The organism is Serratia sp. PL7, from assembly GCF_945957435.1.
The window spans coordinates 221,773-246,514 of the sequence record NZ_CAMFLB010000001.1 but is presented as its reverse complement, the minus strand read 5'-3'; the positions used below and the strand labels follow the sequence as shown (position 1 = coordinate 246,514).

The 24,742-nt window shown below is 56.9% G+C and carries 20 protein-coding genes and 2 tRNA genes; 12 read left to right on the top strand and 10 right to left on the bottom strand.

Going from position 1 to position 24,742, the window contains the following annotated elements:
* Positions 1-277 precede the first annotated feature (277 nt).
* Together N6G83_RS01220 and N6G83_RS01215 are read left to right on the top strand one after the other, a co-directional pair.
* On the top strand, positions 278-520 hold the full coding sequence (locus N6G83_RS01220; RefSeq protein WP_025303629.1) for a DinI family protein: 243 nt from the start codon (positions 278-280) through the stop codon (positions 518-520).
* A gap of 141 nt (positions 521-661) precedes the next feature.
* Positions 662-1,837 carry an acyltransferase family protein gene (locus N6G83_RS01215; protein WP_060447942.1) on the top strand — a complete coding sequence of 392 codons (1,176 nt, stop codon included), beginning with the start codon at positions 662-664 and terminating at the stop codon, positions 1,835-1,837.
* A gap of 133 nt (positions 1,838-1,970) precedes the next feature.
* Here N6G83_RS01215 and N6G83_RS01210 read toward each other — a convergent pair.
* From N6G83_RS01210 to N6G83_RS01195, 4 genes are all read right to left on the bottom strand, one after another.
* A tRNA-Thr gene (locus tag N6G83_RS01210) sits at positions 1,971-2,046 on the bottom strand.
* A 6-nt stretch (positions 2,047-2,052) separates the two neighbouring features.
* A tRNA-Ser gene (locus N6G83_RS01205) sits at positions 2,053-2,140 on the bottom strand.
* Between the two features lie 157 nt (positions 2,141-2,297).
* Complete coding sequence (gene osmE / locus N6G83_RS01200; RefSeq protein WP_025303630.1) at positions 2,298-2,627, bottom strand: osmotically-inducible lipoprotein OsmE; 330 nt, start codon at positions 2,625-2,627, stop codon at positions 2,298-2,300.
* A 126-nt stretch (positions 2,628-2,753) separates the two neighbouring features.
* Positions 2,754-3,221, bottom strand: a complete 468-nt coding sequence (locus N6G83_RS01195; protein ID WP_025303631.1) for a DUF1348 family protein — start codon at positions 3,219-3,221, stop codon at positions 2,754-2,756.
* Positions 3,222-3,328: 107 nt separating this feature from the next.
* Between N6G83_RS01195 and N6G83_RS01190 the strand changes: the two genes are divergently transcribed.
* Complete coding sequence (locus N6G83_RS01190) at positions 3,329-3,907, top strand: TetR/AcrR family transcriptional regulator (protein ID WP_197771070.1); 579 nt, start codon at positions 3,329-3,331, stop codon at positions 3,905-3,907.
* Here the strand turns inward: N6G83_RS01190 and N6G83_RS01185 are convergent.
* Together N6G83_RS01185 and ompC are read right to left on the bottom strand one after the other, a co-directional pair.
* The gene (locus N6G83_RS01185) at positions 3,901-4,317 is read right to left on the bottom strand and encodes a VOC family protein (protein ID WP_025303633.1); all 417 of its coding nucleotides are present in this window, start codon (positions 4,315-4,317) and stop codon (positions 3,901-3,903) included. The genes N6G83_RS01190 and N6G83_RS01185 overlap by 7 nt on opposite strands.
* A 158-nt stretch (positions 4,318-4,475) precedes the next feature.
* A complete protein-coding gene (gene ompC / locus N6G83_RS01180) occupies positions 4,476-5,606 on the bottom strand; it encodes a porin OmpC (RefSeq protein WP_025303634.1) in 1,131 nt (376 codons plus the stop codon).
* 702 nt (positions 5,607-6,308) lie between these two features.
* On the opposite strand from ompC, the gene N6G83_RS01175 reads away from it, so the two are divergent.
* From N6G83_RS01175 to rcsB, 4 genes are read left to right on the top strand one after another with little or no spacing between them, the layout of a single operon-like run.
* A complete protein-coding gene (locus N6G83_RS01175; protein ID WP_197771043.1) occupies positions 6,309-6,716 on the top strand; it encodes a DUF4186 domain-containing protein in 408 nt (135 codons plus the stop codon).
* 54 nt (positions 6,717-6,770) lie between these two features.
* On the top strand, positions 6,771-7,925 hold the full coding sequence (locus N6G83_RS01170) for an MFS transporter (RefSeq protein ID WP_025303636.1): 1,155 nt from the start codon (positions 6,771-6,773) through the stop codon (positions 7,923-7,925).
* Between the two features lie 20 nt (positions 7,926-7,945).
* On the top strand, positions 7,946-10,648 hold the full coding sequence (gene rcsD, locus N6G83_RS01165; RefSeq protein WP_049207299.1) for a phosphotransferase RcsD: 2,703 nt from the start codon (positions 7,946-7,948) through the stop codon (positions 10,646-10,648).
* Positions 10,641-11,291 carry a response regulator transcription factor RcsB gene (gene rcsB / locus N6G83_RS01160; RefSeq protein WP_004935900.1) on the top strand — a complete coding sequence of 217 codons (651 nt, stop codon included), beginning with the start codon at positions 10,641-10,643 and terminating at the stop codon, positions 11,289-11,291. The genes rcsD and rcsB overlap by 8 nt, the downstream gene beginning before the upstream one ends.
* A gap of 61 nt (positions 11,292-11,352) precedes the next feature.
* On the opposite strand, the gene rcsC is transcribed toward rcsB, so the two are convergent.
* Complete coding sequence (gene rcsC / locus N6G83_RS01155; RefSeq protein ID WP_089181144.1) at positions 11,353-14,214, bottom strand: two-component system sensor histidine kinase RcsC; 2,862 nt, start codon at positions 14,212-14,214, stop codon at positions 11,353-11,355.
* Between the two features lie 167 nt (positions 14,215-14,381).
* Entirely contained in the window at positions 14,382-17,024 is a 2,643-nt protein-coding gene (gene gyrA / locus N6G83_RS01150; protein WP_049203668.1) for a DNA topoisomerase (ATP-hydrolyzing) subunit A, read from the bottom strand.
* Positions 17,025-17,236: 212 nt separating this feature from the next.
* Between gyrA and ubiG the strand changes: the two genes are divergently transcribed.
* From ubiG to yfaE, 4 genes are all read left to right on the top strand, one after another.
* Positions 17,237-17,962, top strand: coding sequence for a bifunctional 2-polyprenyl-6-hydroxyphenol methylase/3-demethylubiquinol 3-O-methyltransferase UbiG (gene ubiG, locus N6G83_RS01145; protein WP_025303640.1), 726 nt, complete (start codon positions 17,237-17,239; stop codon positions 17,960-17,962).
* Between the two features lie 438 nt (positions 17,963-18,400).
* On the top strand, positions 18,401-20,689 hold the full coding sequence (gene nrdA, locus N6G83_RS01140; RefSeq protein ID WP_025303641.1) for a class 1a ribonucleoside-diphosphate reductase subunit alpha: 2,289 nt from the start codon (positions 18,401-18,403) through the stop codon (positions 20,687-20,689).
* Positions 20,690-20,756: 67 nt separating this feature from the next.
* On the top strand, positions 20,757-21,887 hold the full coding sequence (gene nrdB, locus N6G83_RS01135) for a class Ia ribonucleoside-diphosphate reductase subunit beta (RefSeq protein ID WP_019453694.1): 1,131 nt from the start codon (positions 20,757-20,759) through the stop codon (positions 21,885-21,887).
* A 3-nt stretch (positions 21,888-21,890) separates the two neighbouring features.
* Complete coding sequence (gene yfaE / locus N6G83_RS01130; protein WP_025303642.1) at positions 21,891-22,151, top strand: class I ribonucleotide reductase maintenance protein YfaE; 261 nt, start codon at positions 21,891-21,893, stop codon at positions 22,149-22,151.
* Positions 22,152-22,210: 59 nt separating this feature from the next.
* Here yfaE and N6G83_RS01125 read toward each other — a convergent pair whose 3' ends face one another.
* Both N6G83_RS01125 and N6G83_RS01120 read right to left on the bottom strand, forming a co-directional pair.
* A complete protein-coding gene (locus tag N6G83_RS01125) occupies positions 22,211-22,363 on the bottom strand; it encodes a Hok/Gef family protein (protein WP_004935921.1) in 153 nt (50 codons plus the stop codon).
* Between the two features lie 230 nt (positions 22,364-22,593).
* The gene (locus tag N6G83_RS01120; RefSeq protein ID WP_025303643.1) at positions 22,594-23,415 is read right to left on the bottom strand and encodes an AraC family transcriptional regulator; all 822 of its coding nucleotides are present in this window, start codon (positions 23,413-23,415) and stop codon (positions 22,594-22,596) included.
* A 116-nt stretch (positions 23,416-23,531) separates the two neighbouring features.
* On the opposite strand from N6G83_RS01120, the gene N6G83_RS01115 reads away from it, so the two are divergent.
* Positions 23,532-24,740 carry an NAD(P)/FAD-dependent oxidoreductase gene (locus tag N6G83_RS01115; RefSeq protein WP_260514389.1) on the top strand — a complete coding sequence of 403 codons (1,209 nt, stop codon included), beginning with the start codon at positions 23,532-23,534 and terminating at the stop codon, positions 24,738-24,740.
* Positions 24,741-24,742: the final 2 nt, after the last annotated feature.

Sequence of the window (24,742 nt, the reverse complement as noted above, 5' to 3'; positions counted from 1 at the left end):
GAGCCCCCAGCCCGACGCCACCGCCTTACGTACTGATTAGTAAGGGAGAAAAATGTAGGTTGCGGAGGATAATCGTGCCCTTTGAATATTCACGCACGAAGTGAGCGAGGAAAATGCAGACCACTGACCAGACGTAAAGAAAAGATTCAGTGGCAGGCTTGGCAGCCCGCTGCGCAAGTAAGAATAAACGCCTTATGCAAAATTGCGCCCCCCTCTTGCCAACCCGCCTTCCTCAGGCCAGAATACTGTACATTAAATCAGTGTTTACAGGTGAGTCATGTTTGTAGAATTAGTGTACGACAAGCGCAACGTCGCTGGGCTACCCAACGCCGCCGAGATTATTCGCAACGAGCTGGAAAAACGCGTACATGTGCTGTTCCCGGAAGCGGAGGTGCGCGTGAAGCCGATGCAGGCCAACGGCCTGAACTCCGACGCCAGCAAAAGCGATCGTGAGAAGCTGAACCGAATGTTGGAAGAGATGTTCGAAGAAGCGGATCAGTGGCTGGTCACTGATATTTGAACCCTGTCTGATAGCCGGACTCGCCCACCGGCTATATTTCCAGCCAAAACTGATGACCAACGCCGCCCCCTTGTTCTGCCAGCAACATTTCGTACCCCGCTCTATGCTAGAATAAAATGTAAACCCTAGGCTGGAATGATCATGAAAAACGGATTGGCAGAATCCTCCGACTACCCCGTCAATCAGTGGTCACAGGAACTTGAGGGGTTACGCGGCCTGGCATCACTTTGGGTTGTTTTGGGCCATATCTGCATTTTAACCCGCTTCCGTCCCCCCATTCTTTCTGATCCTGCAATCGGTGTAGATCTTTTCATTTTGCTTTCGGGTTATCTGATGGCCAAAAATTATGTTGAGCGTAAGGAACGGGAACCTTGGACCGACGCGTCGACTTTCAAAAAATTTTGGACTCGGCGGTTCTTTCGCATCGCACCGCTTTACTACGTCTTATTGGCTGTGGCAATTGTATTTGGTAGCTACTTCGGTGAGGCCAGAGACATCATTGGCCACTTCTACAGCGAAACGCAAACCAACAGCTCACGCTATAGCGATCATTCATTCTTGAATGTATTTACACATGCCACCTTTATGTTTGGCTTTCTGCCTGATTATTCCTTCAATACGGTGCTCCCCGACTGGAGCATCGGTTTGGAAATGCAGTTCTATTTACTTTTCCCATTCATCATGTTGACAGTCTTGAAACTGGGATTTGCCCGAGCATGCCTCGCGGTTGTCTTGTTCTGCGGACTCGCCAAGTTTTTAGTACCGGACTACTTTGCTGCATTCCCCATGCCCTCCATGATCCTCATAAAGCTGAACTTATTTATTGGTGGCATGCTGATGGCTGAATCAATCCGCAGAAAGAGTGTTCGCTATGTCGTTTTTGCTTTATTGACCGTACTGGGTAGCGCGTATCTGCCAAACGAATTGAATAAATACCATTTGCTCGCTCAAATAGGTCTTATCTTAATGATGGTCACGATGCTTTGGGCTAGGAGTGAAGATAGCAAGTGGTCGCGCGTGTTGCGCTTGCCGCGCTGGTGCCTGACAAACCGTTTCAGCGTATTTCTGGGAGATGTCTCATACTCAGTCTATTTGCTTCACCTATTGATAGTCCTACCGGCCATCGCCTATTTGCTCTCAACCACATCATTTGCTGAACTTTCTTCAGTGATGCGGTTCATTGTTGCATCAGGAATCATTCTCCCGCTCACTTATGGTATCGCAACGTTGCTGTACCACTTTGTTGAGAAACCAGGTATCAAACTCGGCAAAATGCTTATTAGCCGCAGCCAAACGAAAGCTGTCGCGTTAAGGTAATTGCCTATCGACACTCAATCTGATAGCTGCTTATCGGTTAACTTCAGCGCCACCCGAGAAACTCCTTCTCGTGGCGCTTCTAGTAAAAAATCCATAACAAAAAGCCCCAGCATCGCTGCTGGGGCCTCTGTCATGGTGCCGGCTACCGGAATCGAACTGGTGACCTACTGATTACAAGTCAGTTGCTCTACCTACTGAGCTAAGCCGGCTGAATTTGGCGGAAGGACAGAGATTCGAACTCTGGGAGCTGTTACACTCGACGGTTTTCAAGACCGTTGCCTTAAACCACTCGGCCATCCTTCCAATGGGCGCTGATATTAGCGATACCGTTATGAAATGTCTATCGTTTTGATGCAAAAAAATGGCACAACCGGTGCAGTTGCCTAAACTTCAGGCCTTAAACGCTTAAAAAATGAAAAGCCCCGCGCAAGCGAGGCTTTTTTGGTCGGCCGAAACGCGATTATTTCGGCTGAGAATCGTAGTCTGAACAGGTTTGATAGCCCTTGTTCATGACATGGCCCGTGTCGTTGTAGCTGACAAAGTAGGTTTGCACCTTGCCGTCGCGCGGCGCCACCGCATAGGTGTCGCAGGTGCCCTGCGCATGAACCAGTGTGGCAGTGGTCGACGGTGGACCCGCGATAGCCCGCACCTGCTGCTTGGTCATCCCTACTTTGACATCGCTGACCACCGGCTCATTGACATAGCTGGCTGCGCGATCATAGGTGGTACAACCGGCAAGAATGGAGAATACCGCCGCAGTGCCGACGGCCAAAACCAACTTCTTCGTCATAGCTTGTCCTCTTGGAGTGCATTTGTTGTTCCCTAAGTCTAGAAGCGGGAAGGCTTTTCTACAAATTCCCCTTTGTCGATCGGTGCGCTTTTGCTCTCAAAAGGCCATCGCAGCATCCCATCAGATTCAAAAACCGAAATCGCTCAGGGCCGGGACATCGTCCGGGCGCCGGCCGAGCGGCCAATGAAAACGCCGATCCTGTTCGCGGATCGGCATGTCGTTGATGCAGGCGTGACGGTTGATCATCAGCCCCTCCTGATTGAACTCCCAGTTCTCATTGCCGAAGCTGCGATACCAGTTGCCGGAATCGTCGCGCCATTCATAGGCAAAACGCACCGCGATGCGCGCGCCATCAAACGCCCACAGCTCCTTAATCAGCCGATACTCCAGTTCTTTCGCCCACTTGCGTTGCAAAAAGCCGACCACCGCCGCGCGGCCATCGACAAATTCCGCGCGGTTACGCCAGTGGGTATCGAGGGAATACACCTGCGATACACGTTCGGGATCGCGGCTATTCCAGGCATCCTCCGCCAGCCGCACCTTCTCGATAGCGGATTCGCGGGTAAAAGGCGGCAATGGGGGTTTAATGCTCATGTTTATCTCCTGAGTGAAGGCGTGTAGACAACTCTGTCTACGTCATTACGCTAGCGTATGTAGACAGAGTTGTCTACAATCACTCGGAAATAGCCTGGGAGAAAATGATGACCGCCGATCTCAACGCCTTACCCGCCCGCCAGCGCATCCTGCTGACGGCGCACGATCTGTTTTATCAAGAAGGGATCCGCGCCACCGGTATCGATCGCATCATCAAAGAATCGGGCGTGACCAAGGTGACCTTCTACCGCCACTTTCCCAGCAAGAATGATTTAATTACGGCGTTTTTGACCTATCGCCATCAGCAGTGGCTCACCTGGTTCAGTACAGCGTTGGATCGACATGTGGCACAGAGCGGCGGGTTACTGCCGGCGCTGGCGCCCTGCCTGGCGGAATGGTTCGACGATCCGCGTTTTCGCGGCTGCGCGTTTATCAATACGGCGGTGGAAATCGCCGATCTGCTGCCGGAAAGCCTGCACATCGCCAGCCGGCATAAGCGGCAAATGGCGGAGGAACTGGCACGTCACCTGCCCGCCGGCCCACGGCGGGAACAGCAGGCAGCAATGCTGGCGATGCTGATCGACGGCGCCATCGTCAGAGTGCAGATAGAGCGGCAACCGCAGGCGGCGCTGCAGGTGCTGAATGCCGCTCTGGCGTTGCTGGCACAAGGCGGGTTCGATCAGTAATTGGCCCAGATGCCCGGCGTCACCAGTTCTAACAGGTGGGCGTCGGGATCGCGAAAATAAATACTCTCCCCGCCGTGTTCCCAGCGCATCCGCCCCTCAATCTCCACGCCGTTGGCCGTCAGATGCCGTTCCCAGTGTGGCAGTTGCGCTTTCGCCACCGCCAGCCCGATATGCGCTGGCCCCACGCCATCGTGCGCAGGAATAAACCCGGTAGGATAGTGCGCCCCGCGCAGCGAGTCGCCCTCGATAAACAGCAACAGTACGCTTCGATCGCCGACGTTATAGGCGCGAAACCGTTCGTTAGCGACCATCGCCGGCAGTTTCAGCACCTCCCGGTAAAAAGCGTCCGCGCGTTCAATATCGCTGACGTACAGCACCGTTTCGATCACCTTGTCGATCTTGAGTTCCATATCATCCCCCTCTTTTTCTGTACTGACAGCGTAGGCTTAGAGGAGGAAAACCACGGTACTTCCCGTGCCGATAGCGGATCAATCCGTGCTTTTTTACCGGCTTACAGGCAAAAAAAACGCGGCCCGAAGGCCGCGCGATGACGTTCACACTGAGGTGCTTAGAACTGGTAAACCAGGCCCACGGCAACCACGTTGTCGGTGTTGATACCGGCAGCGTCGGTGAAGTCGTTGTTGTCCACCAGGTTGATTTTGTAATCAACATAGGTGGACATGTTTTTGTTGAAGAAGTAGGTCGCACCCAGGTCGACGAATTTGACCAGATCTTGATCGCCGTAGTCCTTGCCGTTGCCGGCGCGGCCCAGGTCTTTACCTTTGGTCTGGTTATAACCCACGAACGGACGCAGACCGAAGTCGAACTGGTAGTGCGCGTAGGCTTCGAAGCTCTGCGCCTTGTTGGCGTAGCCATAAACGCTGCTGTCAGAACTACCGAAACGCGCCGCATTGTAGGACTGGGTGAACATCACCGCCAGGTAGACGTCGTTGGCGTCATATTTCAGACCGCCGGAGTACCCTTCGGCCTTGTCGCCGCGACCCATGATGTTCTGGTGACCGTTACCGCCGTTCTGCTCGCTGGTGCGACGCGAGTTGAAGAAGGCACCTGCGGCGCTGATGCCGTAGCCCATGTCATAGCTCATGGACATACCGTAGCCTTCGCCGTTTTGACCCAGAACGTCACGACCGTTGTTGGTCTCTTCGCCGTTGCCGTTTTTACCCTGGTACTGCAGGGCGAAGTTCAAGCCGTCAACCAGACCGAAGAAGTCGTTGTTACGGTAGGTCGCCAGGCCGCTGGAGCGCTGGAACATGAACTGGTCGGCGCCGTAGGTCATACCGTCGAACTCAGGCTGCAAGTCGGTATACGCCGCGACGTCGTACAGCACGCCGGTGTTACGGCCGTAGTCGAAGGAGCCATAGTCGCCGAATTTCAGACCGGCGAAGCCGTAACGGGTGAAGTTCTTGTTGTCCTGGCTTTCAGCGTGATTCAGGTTCGCCTGATATTCCCACTGGCCGTAACCGGTCAGCTGATCGCTGATTTGCGTTTCGCCGCGCAGGCCAAAACGCATATAAGACTGATCGCCGTCCACGCCGTTGTTGCTGGAGAAATAGTGAAGACCGTCGACTTTACCGTACAAATCCAGTTTATTACCGTCTTTGTTGTAGATTTCCGCCGCGCCTGCTGTGCCTGCAACCAGCAGTGCGGGTACCATCAGAGAGAGTACTCGAAGTTTCATCGTTATTATCCTCGTTAATTATGTCGAGCTACGGCCACTGCCCTTTTCGAGCATTATTAGCACGACTGTGCATTACCATTCTGGTAACAAGGGTTATATTAATCCAGAAAGAAAATGATACCAAGTATCCGATAGTGTTTCAGTGTAATTAATAAAGGTTTCCAAATGTAAATACGCGCGAACTTTCACAAAACATTACAGACAAACAAAATAAAGCACTTAAAGACAAAGAATAGATTAATTGATAAAAAATCATGTAGTTATACATATCTTTAAGAAAAAAAAGCCAACCATACAATTGAGCCAGACAATAAGCACATTGTGCCAAAACGCCGTCCGCACGCAGCCGCTATAATCACCTCGCTATCATCATTATTTTCATTATTACCTTCATTATCCGAGATCCGAGGATAATTTCTGCACTCCTTTAACCGGCTTCTGGCCGGTTTTTTATTTTTCTCCATACTCTCCTCACAATTCCGACTCGTACAAATAGCACGCAAATAAATAACCTAATGATATAGTTTCATTAATTTACTTTCGCACTAATTGCTAATCTTTTCCCTTATTTTAGTCTACAAATTGAAATTACTTTTCATTTCGTGCTTTATCCCATCGATTATTTCCCGCCGCAGGCACAATTAGCCGCAGAGTTTCAATTCTGATAACCTGGAAAAAGTGCACCTCCAGCGAGTAAAATTCATGATGCCCTTTCAACCCGACGTGCTGTGGCGGCGGCTACAAACCTCCCCCTTCCGCGCTCGCTTCCGTTTAAATGCCAAAGACCAAACTTATCTCGACGGCAAGGGATTGCCGCTGATACTCAGCCATGCCCGCGATTTTATCGACCGCCGCCTGGCCGCCGCCCATCCTAAGAATGACGGCAAGCAAACACCGATGCGCGGCCACCCGGTGTTCGTCGCCCAGCATGCCACCGCTACCTGCTGCCGCAGCTGTCTGGAAAAGTGGTACGGCATACCGCAAGGCGTCGCACTGAACGAGCAGCAAAAGGAGTATATTGTCCAAGCTATCGCGCTGTGGCTGGTGCGCAGAGGCGGTGCCAGGGACATGTCAGGCGCGAATATTTTCGATCCGGATCGCGGATTGTGATAAAAACTGTCAGTAACTTTCACCATTCTTTTGACCCAAGATCCTGACGCTTACATGACAGCTACCTTGTGCAATGAACAGCAAACGCCCGGCATTCCTCAACAGATCGCCACCCGTCTGGCCTTTTTCGTCGCCGGTCTCGGCATGGCCGCCTGGGCGCCGCTGGTCCCCTTCGCCAAAGCGCGCATCGGTATCGATGACGGTTCGCTCGGCCTGTTGCTGCTCTGTATCGGCGCCGGCTCCATGCTGGCGATGCCGCTGACCGGTTTCCTGACCGGCAAACTGGGCTGCCGCGCGGTGATCCTGATGGCGGGTCTGGGATTGTGTATTGATCTGCCGCTGTTGGCACTGATGGATTCCCTCGGCGGCATGGCCGTGGCGCTGCTGCTATTCGGTGCGGCAATCGGCATGATCGACGTAGCGATGAACGTTCAGGCGGTGATCGTCGAACGCGCCAGCGGCAAGGCGATGATGTCCGGCTTTCACGGTTTCTTCAGCATCGGCGGCATTGCCGGCGCCGGCGGCGTCAGCGCGTTGCTGTGGTTGGGGCTGACACCGCTGCAATCCACCCTGCTCACCGTGCTGGCGGTGATAGTCCTGCTGGCGCTTGCCAGCCGCCATCTGCTGCGTGAGAGCGGCGCCGACGACGGCGGGCCGATGTTCGTCTTGCCGCGCGGTTGGGTGATGTTCATCGGCATTCTGTGCTTTATCATGTTTCTGGCGGAAGGATCGATGCTCGACTGGAGCGCGCTGTTCCTCACCACGTTGCGCGGTGTCGAACACAGCCAGGCCGGTCTGGGCTATGCGCTGTTTTCCATCACCATGACGCTCGGCCGCCTCAATGGCGATCGGGTGGTGAACTCGCTGGGCCGCTACCGGGTGCTGCTGCTGGGCAGCCTGTGTGCCGCTTTCGGCCTGGGTCTGGCCATCGCCTTCAATCACGCCACCGTTTCGCTGGCCGGTTTCATGTTGGTCGGCCTCGGCGCCTCGAACGTCGTGCCGATCCTGTTCAGCGCCGCAGGCAACCAGCGCGACATGCCGGCCAATTTGGCGATCGCTTCCGTCACCACCGTCGGCTATGCCGGTATTCTGGCCGGCCCGGCGCTGATCGGCTTCATCGCTCAGTTTTCCAACCTGACGGTGGCCTTCGCCTGCGTAGCCGCTCTGCTGTTGGCGGTGACCGCCAGCGCCAGGGCCGTCACTCGCTGATTCAGGAATGCGCAGCCACTATGCAAAATAAACAACTGACCATAAGCTCCAGCAACATTACCCGCTGCTTCCTGCTGTTTATCGTGCTGCTGACGATCGGCATCGGTCTGTATGGCTACAACTACACCAATGCCTGGCTGGCGGAAAAGAAGTACACGCTCAATAGCATCGCCGGTTCGCTGCAAAAGCGTATCGATACCTACCGCTATATGACCTATCAGGTCTATGACAAATTCGGCAATGCGCCGGCGCAGAATGTCGATCCTGGTTTGCAGGAAACCCGCCTGCGGCCCGACGTCTATTATGTCGAGAAACCGCACAAGAAAACCGACGCGGTGATCTTCGGCAGCCATGACGAGAACACGCTGGCGATGATCGCCAACATCTCGGACTACCTGGATACCCGCTGGGGCGCCAAGACCGAGAACTACGCCATGTATTACCTCAATGGTCAGGACAACAGCCTCAGCCTGATCACTACCCAGCCGCTCAAAGAGCTGGCTTCGCGCTTTCGGGAAAGCTACCTGACCACCTCGGCGGACGAACGCCGCGCCGAGATGCTGCAGCAGGCCAATATGCTCGACGAACGCGAGAGCTTTTCCGATCTGCGCAAGCAACGCTTCCAGAACGCCTATTCGTTTTCGATTCGCACCACCTTTAATCAGCCGGGGCATCTGGCGACGGTGATCGCCTTTGATTTGCCGATCAACGACATCATTCCGGCCAATCTGGCCCGCGCCAATTTCCTGCTGCTGCCGGATGATGTCGATCTCGACGACAGCACCATCCCGTCGGAAACCGTCCTCGGTACCCATGCAACGATGAGCGGGGGCTGGGTGGAGTTCAGTGCCGCCCTGCCCAATGCGCCGCTGAAGGTGGTGTATCGCGTTTCGGCTATCAATCTGGCCATCGATCTGCTGCGCAACAACATCTGGCTGATCGCAGTCAACTTGCTGCTGCTGGCGCTGTCGATGCTGAGCATCTACTTTATCCGCCGCCAGTACATTCGCCCGAGCGAAAACATGGCAGTGGAACTGGAGGCCGAGCGCGCGCTGAATCGGGAGATCGTCTCCAGCCTGCCCTCCGGCCTGCTGGTCTACAGCTTCGCCAACAATACGGTGATCGCCAGCAACAAAATCGCCGAGCACCTGCTGCCGCATCTCAGCCTGCAAAAGATCGCCCATATGGCCGAACAGCATCACGGAGTGATCCAGGCGACGGTCAACAACGAGGTGTATGAAATTCGCATTTTCCGCAGCCAGCTCTCACCGGACACCTACCTGTTCCTGATGAACGATCAGGATAAAGAGGTGATGGTGAACAAGCGGCTGCAGCAGGCGCGGCGCGAATACGACAAAAACGTTCAGGCGCGCAAACTGATGCTGCACAATCTGGGCATCGAGCTGAATCAGCCGGTACGTCAGATGCACGATCTGGTCGACCGCCTGCACAACCGGCCGGATGAGGAACAACAGCAGGCGCTGCTGGGCCAGCTGACGACGGCGTCGGCTTCGGTACTGGAGTTGATCGATAACATCACCCTGCTGACCCGGCTGGAAACCCAGGACTGGCAACCCACACGCGAGCCGTTCAACCCAACGGCGCTGATCGACGAGTTACTGCTGGAGGCCCTGCCTGCCCTCAATCAAAAGGGGCTGGCGCTGTTCAAGCATTTCCAGCTGGACGTCGAGCAGAACTATATCGGCGACGCCAACGCGCTGCGCAAGGTGATCTCGTTGCTGGTGCATTACGCCATTATCACTACCGCCTGCGGCAAGATTTCTCTGGTCATCGACCATGAGCCCGAGCACCCTGACCGCCTGATTTTCCAAATCAACGACACCGGCTCCGGCATCTCCAACGAAGAGATCAGCAACCTCAACTATCCGTTCCTCAGCCAGACGCTGGTGGACCGCTTCAACCACGGTTCCGGCCTCACCTTCTTCCTGTGCAATCAGCTGTGCAAGAAGCTTAACGGCCAGTTGGACATTCGCAGCAAGGTGGATATCGGCACTCGCTACACCATTCGCGTCGCCATGGAGATGGAGAAAAAAGAACCGCAGGAGCAGGAAAAGCTGCTCGACGGCGTCACCGCCCTGCTGGACGTCACGTCGGATGAAGTGCGCGGCATCGTGACCCGCCTGTTGCAGGCCTACGGCGCCGACTGTCTCGTCGCCGAAGATCGCGCGGTCAATCGCGATTATGACGTGCTGCTGACGGATAACCCGCAGCGGGCCGATGACTACACCCTGCTGCTGGCGACCGATGAGCCGGGTTGGCAAGCGCTGGATAAACGCTACATTCGGGTGAACTACAACCTGAACGGCGCATTAATCGACGCCGTGCTGATGCTGATCGAACAGCAAATGGCCGCGCTGGAACAGGAAGAAAGCCCGCTTTCATTGAGTTCAGAAGATATCCAACTCTATGAAAAACAATTGAAATCAAGTGATTACTATGGGCTGTTTGTCGATACAGTACCCGACGATGTCAAAAAACTGTATACTGAGGCGGGCAGCAGTGATTTCAATGCGCTGTCACAAACCGCACACCGCCTGAAAGGCGTGTTTGCCATGTTAAATCTGCTTCCCGGCAAGCAGCTGTGCGAATCGTTAGAACAGCGTATCGCAGAAGGTGATGCGCCCGAGATCGAGAATAACATCAGTCAGATTGATTTTTTCGTCAGCAGACTGCTGAAGCAAGGTAGCCAACAACATGAATAACCTGAACGTAATTATTGCTGATGACCATCCTATCGTACTGTTTGGCATCCGGAAGTCACTTGAGCAAATTGAATGGGTGAATGTCGTTGGGGAGTTCGAAGACTCAACCGCACTGATCAACAATCTGTCCAAGCTGGACGCCAACGTGCTGATCACCGATCTGTCGATGCCGGGTGACAAGTATGGCGACGGCATCACGCTGATTAAGTACATCAAGCGTCACTATCCGCAGTTGTCGATCATCGTGCTGACCATGAACAACAACCCGGCGATCCTGAGCGCGGTATTGGATCTGGATATCGAAGGCATCGTGCTGAAACAAGGCGCGCCGACCGATCTGCCGAAGGCGCTGGCCGCCCTGCAGAAAGGCAAGAAGTTCACGCCGGAAAGCGTCTCTAAACTGCTGGAAAAAATCAGCGCCAGCGGCTATGGCGACAAACGCCTGTCGCCGAAAGAAAGCGAAGTGCTGCGTCTGTTCGCCGAAGGTTTCCTGGTGACCGAAATCGCTAAGAAGCTCAACCGCAGCATCAAAACCATCAGCAGCCAGAAAAAATCGGCAATGATGAAGCTGGGCGTCGAGAACGACATCGCCCTGCTCAACTATCTCTCGTCCGTCAGCATGACGCCGTTGGACAAAGACTAAAGCCCGCCTCACGGCAGGTGAACGCCAAACAGGCACGGCATCCGCCGTGCCTGTTTGTTTTTCAAGCCTCGCTGCGGCTGTAGCGCACCTGTTGACTGTAGTAAGCCAGCGTCTGTTCCAGCGTCTCCAGCGTAACCGGTTTCGACAGGCAATTATCCATGCCCGCCTCGAGACAGCGCTGCTTCTCTTCCGCCAGCGCGTTCGCCGTCACGCCGATTACCGGCGAGCTGAACTGCATCTGTCGCAGTTCCTGCGTCAGGCGATAACCGTCCATGTTCGGCATATTGACGTCGGTCAGCACAATATCGACGTGATGCTGTTTCAGTACGCCGAGCGCGTCGACGCCGTCGTTGGCGGTCACCACCTGATACCCCAGCGACCCCAGCTGATCGGACAACAGGCGACGGTTGATCGGATGATCGTCGACCACCAGCAGATGAATATCGCCGTTGTCCGCCGCGCTGGCCTTGGCGGGCACCGGCAGCTGCACCAGCCCCTCTGCCGCGCCGCCGCCGACGCCAAACAACCGGTTGAGCAAGGTCAACGTTTCACGCGGCGTGGAGGTGCTGTGCATCCAATAGCCTGGCCGGGTTTCCTGCGACGGGCCGATATGCTCGGTGGAGAATTGGATCTGAGCCAGCAGCGGCGTGTCCAGCATCAGCGGGTAATCGCTGAGCAGCACCTCACCGGCAGCGGTCTCCTGCCCGTCATAGCGTTGGATATCGGCGCCGTAACCGCCCAGGATCGCCATCAGGTAGCTTTCCAGCCGCTGATTGCGGATATCCAGCCACAGCCGCCGGCCCTGCCAGGTATCGCTGGCCTGCGGGATCGGGAACTGGGCGTTGAACAGCGGAATGCGAATGCTGAACAAGCTGCCCAACCCCGGTTCGGACTCGACAGAGACATCGCCGTCCATCAGGTTGACCAATTTTTCGCAGATCGCCAGCCCCAAACCGGTTCCCTGGAAGTGGCGCTGAACACCGGTCCCCACCTGGAAGAACGGGTCGAACAGGCGCGAGACCTCTTTCTCCGGAATACCGACGCCGGTATCGCGCACGCTGAACTCCAGGTAGCTGCCGCGGGTGCAGACCTGCAGCACGATACAGCCGGTATCGGTGAACTTGATGGCGTTGTTCACCAAATTGGAGAGCACCTGCTGTAACCGCACCGGATCGCCGAAGATGCGCTCCGGCACGTTCTGTTCGATAAAGCAGTACAGCCCCAGACGTTTCTTGACCACCAGCGGCAAATAGTTGCCGGCGATATGGGTGATCACCTCCAGGCAGGAGAACTCGCGCGGTTCGATCTTCAGCTGCTCGGACTCGATTTTGGAGAAGTCGAGAATATCGCTGATGATTTTCAGCAGCAGGCCGGAAGAGTTGTTCATCGCATTGACCAGCCGATCGACCCCTTGCGGCAACGCCTTGGTTTGCAGCAGATCGAGGTTGCCGATAATGCCGTACAGCGGCGTGCGCAGCTCATGGCTGACGGTAGCCAGGAACATCGATTTGGACTGACTGGCCTGCTCCGCCGCCGCCGCCATCTCCTGCAACGACTCTTCCATCTTCACGCGCGCGCTGACGTCCACCAGCACGCAAATCGCCACCTCTTCGTTACGGTAGCGCGAGTGAACAAAGCTGATCTGCAGGTTGTTGTTGTTGCTGGTCATCACATCGACGAAATTCGCCTGCTGTTCGCAAATGATGCGCGTAATGCGATCGCGATCTTCGTGGGTCAACAGGTTGATGTAGTTATGCGCCAGTTCGTTACTCAGGATATTGGTACCGTCGCTGATGCGCAGGATACAGATACCCACCGGCGCCGAGGCGACGATCTTGCGGTTGAACTGCTCGTGCTCTTCCAGGCGAAACGCGTTGTCCTCCGCCGGCAGGAACATCTTGCGCTCAAACAGCCACGCCAGCGTGAACAGCACGATGGCTGACAACAGGTTCAGCAACAGCGCGTTGAGGATCAGCATTTTGAAGCGTTCCACCACGCTTTTCACCGGCAGTGCATAGACGATGCTCAGCGAAGAAGGTGGCAGCGCTTTCTTCAGAATCAGGTCGCGGTAATTGTCGACATAGCCGAAGTACGCGTGCTCTACGGGATAGCTGTTAAGTGAGGCGGCATAACGATCGCCGTCCGCCAGACGCAGCACCGGCTCGTTGTTCTCATCCAGCAGCGTGACGCCGATCGGCAGGTTGCCGGCGGTAACGAAATCCTCCAACCGAACGGTTTGTTCGATGCCCAACAACGCCTCCAGCTTGTTGCCGATATAGATCGGCGTCAGTACATACAGATAACCGACGTCCGGCCGCTGCGCGCTGGGGCTGATCCAATACAGGTTGTTGTCTTTGTCCTGATTCTTGGCGTTGCGGTATTTCAGAATGCGCTCGTGCAGTGACTTCAGCACATTTTCCCGATTGGCACTCGCATTGCCGCCGCCGAATTCTGCCATACACAGGCTGTCGCCGCCGATGAAGAACACCCGGTTGAGATCGTAGGCCGCTACGAAGTTCTCTTTCCAATACTGGATCAGGCCGCTCAGTGAATCGAGCGAACTGCGGTAGGTGGTGCTCAGCGCACAGTTGGACTCCGGGTACAGCGGAAAGAATTGCGGCGGGCTGCCCTTGCCGGGAAACACGCCGCTGAACATGTCCAGGCTGCTGACTGACCCGTTGAGGCGGTTCTCCGCCATATACTTGATGTCGCGGATGATGTCGGCGGAATGGCGGATATAGCCCTGTGCCTGGTCGAAATTGAGGTTGTACTCCTGCCGGATGTCCGATTCTTTCTGATGCAGGATATTCAGAATATAAAAGGTGGTGAGCAGCGCTCCCAACGACCACAGCAAAATCGCCAGCACCCGGAACAGATAGCGGGATATCTTCAGCGTAGTTCGAAAAGAGGCTAAGTATTTCAATCGGATACCATACGAAAGTCAGTGGCGGCGCACGCTATCGCCGGCACGGCGGCCGGCGGCTCGGTGCGCCAATTAAACCATATAACTGAAAAAGGGCCTAGCATCGCTGCCAGGCCCTTTTGTCTCAGTGCATTACGGTGTCGGCATGCCGACGCCCTCACCTTGCTTTAAACGTTGTCGTCGTCCATCGGCTCAGCCGCGTCGTCGCCATCGTCCAGCGGCGTGGTGTCTTCTTCCACCGCTTCCGCGCCCGGTTCCAGGCTATCCAACTCTTCGTCTTCCACCGGTTCGGCCACGCGCTGCAGACCGACGACGTTTTCGTCTTCCGCCGTGCGGATCAGCGTCACGCCCTGGGTGTTACGGCCCACCACGCTGACTTCCGAAACACGGGTGCGCACCAGCGTGCCGGCATCGGTGATCATCATGATCTGATCGCTGGTTTCCACCTGCACGGCGCCAACCACCTGGCCATTACGCTCGCTCACCTTGATGGAGATAACCCCTTGGGTGGCGCGTGACTTGGTCGGATACTCGGTCACGGCGGTACGTTTACCGAAGCCGTTTTGCGTGACGGTCAGAATGTCGCCTTCGCCGCGCGGCACGATCAGTGAGATCACGCTGTCGCCTTCGCCGAGGTTGATGCCGCGCACGCCGGTCGCGGTACGGCCCATCGAACGCACCTGCGCTTCCGGGAAGCGCACCACTTTACCGTTGGCGGAGAACAGCATCACTTCGTTGCTGCCGTCGGTCAGATCGACACCGATCAGCTCGTCGCCCTCGTTGAGGTTGACGGCGATGATGCCGGCGCTGCGCGGACGGCTGAACTCGGTCAGCGCGGTTTTCTTCACGGTACCGCTGGCGGTGGCCATGAACACGTGGCGCCCTTCTTCATACTCGCGTACCGGCAGGATGGCGGTGATACGCTCATCGGCTTCCAGCGGCAGCAGGTTGACGATTGGACGACCGCGCGCGCCACGGCTGGCTTCAGGCAGTTGGTACACCTTCATCCAGTACAGGCGGCCACGGCTGGAGAAGCACAGGATCGTATCGTGGGTGTTGGCCACCAGCAGGCGATCGATAAAGTCTTCTTCTTTAATACGCGCGGCGGACTTGCCTTTGCCGCCGCGGCGCTGGGCTTCATAGTCGGACAGCGGCTGATACTTCACGTAGCCCTGGTGAGACAGGGTCACCACCACGTCTTCCTGGTTGATCAGGTCTTCGATGTTGATGTCGGAAGTATTGGCGGTGATCTCGGTGCGACGGCCGTCGTTGTACAGCTCTTTGACCGCCACCAGCTCTTCGCGGATCACTTCCATCAGGCGCTCTGGGCTTTCCAGAATAAAGATCAGCTCGGCGATGAAGTTGAGCAGCTCTTTATATTCTTCCAGCAGCTTTTCGTGCTCCAGGCCGGTCAGTTTCTGCAGACGCAGATCCAGAATCGCCTGAGCCTGCTGCTCGGTCAGGTAGTACTTGCCGTCGCGGATGCCGAACTCCGGCTCCAGCCACTCAGGGCGGGCGGCGTCGTCACCGGCGCGTTCCAACATGGCGCTGACGTTGCCCAGATCCCACGGCTGAGCTACCAGCGCGACTTTCGCTTCCGCCGGGGTCGGCGCACGGCGAATCAGTTCGATGATTGGATCGATGTTGGCGAGCGCGATAGCCAGCGCTTCCAGGATATGGGCGCGATCGCGGGCCTTGCGCAGTTCGAAGATGGTGCGGCGGGTGACCACTTCGCGGCGGTGGCGCACGAAGGCTTCGAGGATGTCTTTCAGGTTCAGCAGTTTAGGCTGCCCCTGATGCAGCGCAACCATGTTGATGCCGAAGGTGACCTGCAGTTGCGTCAGCGCATACAGGTTATTCAGCACCACTTCGCCGACCGCGTCGCGTTTGACTTCGATGACGATGCGCATGCCGTCTTTATCGGACTCGTCGCGCAGCGCGCTGATGCCTTCCACGCGTTTTTCTTTGACCAGCTCGGCGATCTTCTCGATCAGACGCGCCTTGTTCACCTGATACGGGATCTCGTGAACGATGATGGTTTCGCGCCCGGTCTTGGCGTCGGCTTCCACTTCCGCGCGCGCGCGCAGGTAGATTTTACCACGCCCGGTGCGGTAGGCCTCTTCAATACCGCGGCGGCCGTTGATGATCGCCGCCGTCGGGAAGTCTGGCCCCGGAATATGTTCCATCAGCCCTTCGATGCTGATGTTTTCATCGTCGATATAGGCCAGGCAGCCGTTGACGACTTCCGCCAGGTTGTGCGGCGGGATATTGGTGGCCATGCCCACGGCGATGCCCGATGCGCCGTTAACCAGCAGGTTCGGGATCTTGGTCGGCATGACGGCCGGGATCTGCTCGGTGCCATCATAGTTAGGCACGAAGTCGACGGTTTCTTTTTCCAGATCCGCCAACAGTTCGTGAGCAATTTTGGACATGCGCACTTCGGTATAACGCATCGCCGCGGCGGAGTCGCCGTCGACGGAACCGAAGTTACCCTGACCGTCCACCAGCATGTAGCGCAGTGAAAACGGCTGAGCCATACGCACGATAGTGTCGTAAACCGCGCTGTCACCGTGCGGGTGATATTTACCGATCACGTCCCCGACGACACGGGCCGATTTCTTGTATGGTTTATTCCAGTCGTTACCCAATACGCTCATCGCGTACAGAACGCGGCGGTGAACCGGCTTCAGTCCATCACGAACATCTGGCAGCGCACGTCCGACAATAACGGACATCGCATAGTCCAGATACGAGTTTTTCAACTCGTCTTCGATGTTTACCGGTGTGATTTCTCTGGCAAGGTCGCTCATGGAGCTGCTATCCCTCTACTAATGATTCATCTGCCCGCTGCCATAGTGGCAAAGGTGTAAAACTATATCACAAAGCACGCTTTACGGGAAAATAACCGCCGCTGTTTCACGGAAATTGTGCAGATAAGTGCGCTAAAAACGCATCGGCGCAGACGATGCCGCGCCGGAACATGTATAATCCGCGCAACGAGAACAAGGAGCCAGACAAGCCCATGAACGCAGAATCATCCAGCCGAGTGCAAAACGTTGACCACCAGGAAATCGCCAAGTTCGAGGCTGTCGCCTCCCGCTGGTGGGATCTGGAAGGCGAGTTCAAACCGCTGCACCGCATCAACCCGCTGCGCCTGAACTACATCATGCAGCGCGCCGGCGGCATCTTTGACAAGCAGGTGCTCGACGTGGGCTGCGGCGGGGGCATTCTGGCGGAAAGCATGGCGCGCGAAGGCGCCAAAGTGACCGGCCTGGACATGGGCGCAGAGCCGCTGCAGGTCGCCCGGCTGCACGCATTGGAAAGCGGCATGGACGTCACCTATGTGCAGGAGACCGTAGAAAGCCACGCTCAGGCCAATCCGCAGCGCTACGACGTGGTCACCTGTATGGAGATGCTAGAGCACGTGCCCGATCCGGCCTCGGTGGTGCGCGCCTGCGCCCATCTGGTGAAACCGGGTGGTCACGTGTTCTTTTCAACGATTAACCGCAATACCAAAGCCTGGCTGATGGCGGTGATCGGCGCCGAGTACGTACTGAAGATGGTGCCGCAGGGCACCCACGATCATAAGAAGTTCATTCGCCCGTCCGAACTGATCGGCTGGGTCGACGGCACGCCGCTGCGCGAAAAGCACATGATCGGCCTGCATTACAACCCGATTACCGATCATTTCAAGCTTGGGCGCAACGTTGACGTGAACTACATGGTGCACACCCAGCACGAAGGTTAAGCACGGTAAACCGCGCCGGCCCTGCATTACCGGGGGGCGGCGCCAACGCGGTATTAGGAAAAATACCTAATTTCCGCGACTTCGATCAAAATAGCGGTTGTAGACAGTTTTTTAGAATATTAAATCAGATCAATATGCCGTTTTTTTCTAACGTTTAATAAAGCGCCAAACGATCGGTTTTTTCAGTTTTTCAGTAAAATCTGATCGTGCTTATTGACAAGCTTGTCGCGCCAGTCACGGCGCGCACTGCGAACGGCAAGTGGCATTTCACCCCCAAGTTATCCACAAATTAGGCCGGTTTTGTTCACTTGCAAACGCCGTTTTTTCTCACTATCTTGTTACCTCACCGACATACAACCCCTATATATAGTGTTTACATACTGAGCAGAGCGACTACACTTCTGCTTAGGGGCACCATACGGACAGGTAAAACACCACATGAACCAAAGTCTGCTTGTAACTAAACGCGATGGCCGTAAAGAGCGCATCAATCTCGACAAAATCCACCGGGTCATCGATTGGGCCGCTGAGGGATTACACAACGTCTCGGTTTCTCAAGTAGAGTTGCGTTCACACATTCAGTTTTATGACGGCATCAAAACCGCCGACATTCACGAAACCATCATCAAGGCCGCAGCTGACCTGATCTCCCGCGATGCGCCGGACTATCAGTACCTGGCCGCTCGCCTGGCGATCTTCCACCTGCGTAAAAAGGCTTACGGCCAGTTTGAGCCACCGAAGCTGCACGCCCACGTCACTCGCATGGTCGAGATGGGCAAATACGATAAGCATCTGCTGGAAGACTACAGCGCTGAAGAGTTCGAGCAGATGGATTCCTTTATCGATCATTGGCGCGACATGAACTTCTCTTATGCCGCCGTCAAGCAGCTGGAAGGCAAATACCTGGTGCAGAACCGCGTCAGCGGCGAAATCTACGAAAGCGCCCAGTTCCTGTATTTGCTGGTGTCTGCGTGCCTGTTCTCCAACTACCCGCGTGAAACCCGTCTGGACTACGTCAAACGTTTCTACGATGCGATTTCCACCTTCAAGATTTCGCTGCCTACGCCGATCATGTCCGGCGTGCGCACCCCAACCCGCCAGTTCAGCTCCTGCGTGCTGATCGAGTGCGGCGACAGCCTGGACTCCATCAACGCCACCTCCAGCGCCATTGTGAAATACGTTTCGCAGCGCGCCGGCATCGGCATCAACGCCGGCCGCATCCGCGCGCTGGGCAGCCCGATCCGTGGCGGTGAAGCCTTCCATACTGGCTGCATTCCGTTCTACAAACACTTCCAGACCGCCGTCAAATCCTGCTCACAGGGCGGCGTGCGCGGTGGCGCGGCAACGCTGTTCTACCCGATGTGGCACCTGGAAGTAGAAAGCCTGCTGGTGTTGAAAAACAACCGTGGCGTTGAAGGCAACCGCGTGCGTCACATGGACTACGGCGTGCAGTTGAACCGCCTGATGTACCAGCGTCTGATCAAGGGCGAAGACATCACCCTGTTCAGCCCGTCCGACGTGCCGGGGCTGTACGACGCGTTCTTCGCCGATCAGGACGAATTCGAGCGCCTGTACACCCAGTACGAGAAAGATGACAGCATTCGCCAGAAACGCGTGAAAGCGGTTGAGCTGTTCTCGCTGATGATGCAAGAACGTGCCTCTACCGGCCGTATCTACATCCAGAACGTCGACCACTGCAACACCCACAGCCCGTTCGATCCGCAGATCGCGCCGGTGCGTCAGTCCAACCTGTGCTTGGAAATCGCCCTGCCGACCAAGCCGCTGGAAGACGTCAACGATGAAAACGGCGAGATCGCGCTGTGTACCCTGTCTGCCTTCAACCTGGGCGCGATCGACAGCCTGGACGACCTGGAAGAGCTGGCGACCCTGGCGGTGCGTTCACTCGACGCCCTGCTGGATTATCAGGATTACCCGATCAAGGCTGCGCACCGTGGCGCGATGGGTCGCCGCACCCTGGGCATCGGCGTCATCAACTTCGCTTATTACCTGGCGAAGAACGGCGTACGCTATTCCGACGGCAGCGCCAACAACCTGACCCACAAAACGTTCGAAGCCATTCAGTACTACCTGCTGAAAGCCTCCAACCGTCTGGCTCAGGAACAAGGCGCTTGCCCGTGGTTCAACGAAACCACTTATTCGCAGGGCATCCTGCCGATCGACACCTACAAGAAAGACCTGGATGCGATCTGCAGCGAGCCGCTGCACTACGACTGGGAAACCCTGCGTAAAGAGATCCAGGAAACCGGCCTGCGCAACTCGACGCTGTCTGCCCTGATGCCATCGGAAACCTCTTCGCAGATTTCCAACGCCACCAACGGCATTGAGCCGCCGCGCGGCCACATCAGCATCAAGGCGTCGAAAGACGGCATCCTGCGCCAGGTGGTGCCGGAGTATGAGCGTCTGAAAGACAACTACGAGCTGCTGTGGGAAATGCCGAGCAACGATGGCTATCTGCAGCTGGTGGGGTTGATGCAGAAATTCATCGACCAGTCGATTTCGGCCAACACCAACTACGATCCGACCCGCTTCCCGGGCGGCAAGGTGCCGATGAAGCAGCTGTTGAAAGACCTGCTCACCACCTACAAGTTCGGTGTGAAAACGCTGTACTACCAAAACACCCGCGACGGTGCGGAAGACGCCCAGGAAGATTTGCAGCCTGCCAAGGCCGGCGATGACGACTGCGAAAGCGGCGCCTGCAAGATCTAAAGTTTGACCTAGCGGGCCGGAATTTTCCGGCCCCTTCATTTAGCCACGTTACGATGGATTCAGGCTTATGGCTTACACCACTTTTTCTCAGACCAAAAACGACCAGCTGCAAGAGCCGATGTTCTTCGGCCAGTCGGTAAACGTTGCGCGTTTCGACCAGCAAAAGCATGAAATCTTCGAAAAGCTGATCGAAAAACAGCTCTCCTTCTTCTGGCGCCCGGAAGAAGTTGACGTCTCCCGCGATCGCATCGATTACCAGGCGCTGCCGGAGCACGAGAAGCACATCTTCATCAGCAACCTGAAATATCAGACGCTGCTGGACTCCATCCAGGGCCGCAGCCCGAACGTCGCCCTGCTGCCGCTGATCTCGATCCCTGAGTTGGAAACCTGGGTGGAAACCTGGTCGTTCTCCGAGACCATCCACTCCCGTTCCTACACTCACATCATCCGCAATATCGTCAACGATCCGGCGCTGGTGTTCGACGACATCGTCACCAACGAAGAGATCAAGAAACGCGCGAAAGACATTTCCGGCTACTACGACGATCTGATCGAGATGACCAGCTACTATCACCTGCTGGGTGAAGGCACCCACCAGGTGAACGGTAAAACCGTCACCGTCAATCTGCGCGCGCTGAAGAAGCAGCTGTACCTGTGCCTGATGAGCGTGAACGCGCTGGAAGCGATCCGCTTCTACGTCAGCTTTGCCTGCTCCTTCGCGTTCGCCGAGCGCGAACTGATGGAAGGCAACGCCAAGATTATCAAGCTGATCGCCCGCGACGAAGCGCTGCACCTGACCGGCACCCAGCACATGCTGAACCTGATGCGTTCCGGCGCCGACGATCCGGAAATGGCGGAGATCGCCGAGGAATGTCAACAGCAGTGCTACGATCTGTTCGTGCTGGCCGCCCAGCAGGAGAAAGAGTGGGCGGAATACCTGTTCCGCGACGGCTCGATGATTGGCCTGAACAAAGACATCCTGTGCCAGTATGTGGAATACATCACCAATATCCGCATGCAGGCGGTCGGCCTTGGTCTGCCGTTCGAAACCCGCTCCAACCCGATCCCATGGATCAATGCCTGGTTGGTGTCCGACAACGTGCAGGTAGCGCCGCAGGAAGTGGAAGTGAGCTCCTACCTGGTTGGCCAGATCGACTCGGAGATCAACGCCGACGACCTGAGCGACTTCGAACTGTAAGCGATGGCGACGCCAATCGTAACGCTGCGCGCCGCCGGCACGCAGCTCTCCTGCCCCAACAGTGAAAACTGTCTGCTCGACGTGCTGGAACTGCACGACGTGCAGGTGGAGTATCAGTGCCGATCCGGCTATTGCGGTGCCTGCCGCCTGAAGCTGGTGAAAGGTGAAGTGACCTACCGCCAGCAGCCGCTGGCGTTTATCAACGCCGGCGAGATCCTGCCCTGCTGCTGCATGCCGCTGACGGATATCGAGCTGGAAATGTAAAGTCGGGTGCCGGAAACCGCGCCTGGAGACCAGAAGGCGGGGTTGCCCCCGCCCTATGATTACCGCTTCACCTCACACGCCAACCTGATCAGGATAGTGATATTTTCCTGGTAGATTTTCAGCTCGCACAGCGAGTCTCTTATCATCCAGATAAATAACAAAACCGTAATACATACAACGGTTAGCGAGTGAAACACATGCCTTAAGCGCATGCTTGCCTCCTTGCTGTGAAGGGGCTACCATAACGGTGTCTAGGCGTTAGGGCAGCCCCATTCTGATTGAGAGTCAGTTTGGGGCTTTCATCTATCCGCCTTGTCACACAATGCCCAAGACGAACAGTCTCAAGCACCCGCCAAAAGAGTAACAGCATTCCCTCGCCGCGAATATCCCCTATAACCTTATGATTAATTAGGAATATATAACTATCCTCAAAGTATTTCGCTTAGCGCCCCTTGCCTGCCGATGCGGAAAAATAACGTGCCGGAGAATCGCCAAAGGCTTTGCGAAACATGGCGATAAAATTACTCGGCGAGGCATACCCCAGCGTTTCCGCTATCTGCAGCACCGTCTCGCCTTCGGCCAGCTTCGCCAATGCATATGACAACCGAGCCTGCTGGCGCCACTGGGCAAAACTCAGCCCCGTTTCGCCGATCATCAGCCGGCGCAGGGTACGCGGTGACATCGCCCCCCATTCGGCCCAGGCTTCCAGCGAACGCTCGCTTCCCGGCTGCGCCAGCAAGGCCTGCAGAACGCCGGCCAGGCGCGGATGGGACGACATCGGCAAATGCAGCGGCTCCGTTGGCGCCAGACGTATCTCGTCCCGCATCACCTGCGCCATGCAATCCTGCTCCAGGGTGAGCGCGCTGCGTTTATCCCAGCCTTCTGCTCGCTGAGCCAGCGCCTGCAGCACGGCGCTAATGCCGATGACGCAGGGTACATTCGACAGATCGTTGCAGGCCTCTGGCGCCAGCAGCAAACTCCAGCCGCTCAGCGCGCCGCAGACCTGCACCCGGTGCTGCGTCGCCGGTGGGATCCAACCCGCCCGCTGCGGCGGCAGCACCCAATCGCCGTGCGCCGTGCGTACATGCAGCAAGCCGCTTTCGACGCACAGCAGCTGCCCGCGCGCATGCTGATGCCAGTCGTATTCGCGCGTGCCCAACCGATACTCCCGGCCTGCCGCGTCGCGGCCGCCAAGGGCGATCAGCCAGGGGCCCGCCCGCCATTCGCTACAGTCAGCGTCGGCGAAGTGAGGATTATCGTTCATATTGGCCACTTATCACTATTTTTAGTCCAGATACCGTTATATCAACCTTTTCCTGCGCCGACATAATGAAATGCTTCCGGCCGCTCCCGTTTGTGGCCACTGACTCACGAGGGAACATGATGACAACACTCAGCATTGGCATTATCGGCGCCGGACCCGGCGGTCTGTGTCTGGCTCAGGGGCTGAGCCGCTTCGGCATCCACGCCACGGTGTTTGAACGCGGCACCACGCCGCAAGCGCGCGATCAGGGCTACCGGCTGCGCATCGATCCGTCTGGCCAGCAGGCGCTGGCCGCCTGCCTGCCGCCGGCGCACTACCGGTTGCTCTGCGCCGGCAGCGCGCAAAACAGCGGCGAGAGCAATCTATGGGATCCGCAGCTTGCCCCACTCACCGGCCGGCGCCCCGAGCACTGGTTGCCGTCCAGCCAGCGCCAAACGCAAGAACCGAGCGGCGATCTCGGCATTCATCGCCAAACGCTGCGCGAGATCCTGCTTGCCGGCCTGCAAGACCGGGTGCGTTTCGGCCATACCTTGCGTGAATTTGCACAAACGCCGCAGGGCGTGGAGCTACAGTTCGCCAACGGCGAGCAAGTGCGAGTCGATGTGCTGATCGCCGCCGACGGCGTCAACTCGCTAGTGCGGCGGCGCTGCCTGCCCGAGGCGGGGCCCGAAGACAGCGGCGCGGTCACCCTCTACGGCAAAACACCGCTCGATGCGGCAACCCGGGCCCAATTGGCCCCTGAGCTGCTGAACGGCGTATCGGTGATCTTCGCCGACGGCGTATCGCTGGTGATTGAACCGATGCGCTTTCAGGCGCCCATGGCGCAGCTGGCGGCCGACTACGCGCCCGATTGCCGCCTCACGCCGGTCGACGATTATCTCTATTGGGCCTGTATCGGATCGGCTGAACGGCTCGGCGGGCCGACACGGGCGAAGGGAAGCGCAACGCTGCAGGCGCATGTACGGCATATCTCGCAGGGATGGGCGCCCGCTTTGCAAACGGCGTTAGCGCTGGCGGATCCCCTGTCGCTCAGCGTGCGGACGGTGCAGGTTACGGCGGCAATGCCGGAATGGCACAGCGAACGCATCGCCTTTCTCGGCGACGCCGTGCACGCCATGAGCCCAGCGGGCGGGCTTGGCGCCAACACCGCGCTGGCGGACGCCGCCAGCCTGGCGACGCATCTGGCGCAAGCCGGCAGCGCCGCGCAGGCGCTCAGGGACTACGGTCTGGAACTGCACGTGCGGGGTGCCGCGGCGATTCGCCTGTCACGGCTGGCGTCCGAACGGCTGCAGCAAAGCCGTGACGCCGGCAACTCGGCGCCATGACC